1 rRNA gene is annotated in these 860 nt (G+C 52.1%); it reads left to right on the top strand.

Annotated elements, in window-relative coordinates:
- Positions 1-740, top strand: a 23S ribosomal RNA gene (locus IE074_RS14720); the annotation flags it as partial.
- Positions 741-860 lie beyond the last annotated feature (120 nt).

The following is an 860-nucleotide window of genomic DNA, read 5'->3' on the forward strand; positions in this document are numbered from 1 at the left end:
CCTTGAAATACCACCCTGGTTTGTTTGCGGTTCTAACCTAGGCCCGTTATCCGGGTTGGGGACAGTGTATGGTGGGCAGTTTGACTGGGGCGGTCTCCTCCTAAAGTGTAACGGAGGAGTTCGAAGGTACGCTAGGTACGGTCGGAAATCGTGCTGATAGTGCAATGGCATAAGCGTGCTTGACTGTGAGACTGACACGTCGAACAGGTGCGAAAGCAGGACATAGTGATCCGGTGGTTCTGAATGGAAGGGCCATCGCTCAACGGATAAAAGGTACTCTGGGGATAACAGGCTGATACCACCCAAGAGTTCATATCGACGGTGGTGTTTGGCACCTCGATGTCGGCTCATCTCATCCTGGGGCTGTAGCCGGTCCCAAGGGTATGGCTGTTCGCCATTTAAAGAGGTACGTGAGCTGGGTTTAAAACGTCGTGAGACAGTTTGGTCCCTATCTGCCGTGGGCGTTGGATACTTGACGGAGCCTGCTCCTAGTACGAGAGGACCGGAGTGGACGTACCGCTGGTGTATCGGTTGTCATGCCAATGGCATTGCCGAGTAGCTACGTACGGAAGAGATAACCGCTGAAGGCATCTAAGCGGGAAACTCGTCTGAAGATTAGGTATCCCGGGGGCTAGACCCCCCTGAAGGGTCGTTCGAGACCAGGACGTTGATAGGTCAGGTGTGTAAGTGCAGTAATGCACTCAGCTAACTGATACTAATTGCCCGTGCGGCTTGATCCTATAACTCTGCAGGTTATACAGACTGCTGACAATAGCGTTTCAAGTGTCGTTCAAAAATCAAATCGTGTCCCATGACAACATCATGGCCACGTCAATCCCAACACCACAAACTCATCGCAA

It is taken from the genome of Advenella faeciporci (genome assembly GCF_014652395.1).
Lineage (GTDB): Bacteria > Pseudomonadota > Gammaproteobacteria > Burkholderiales > Burkholderiaceae_B > Advenella > Advenella faeciporci.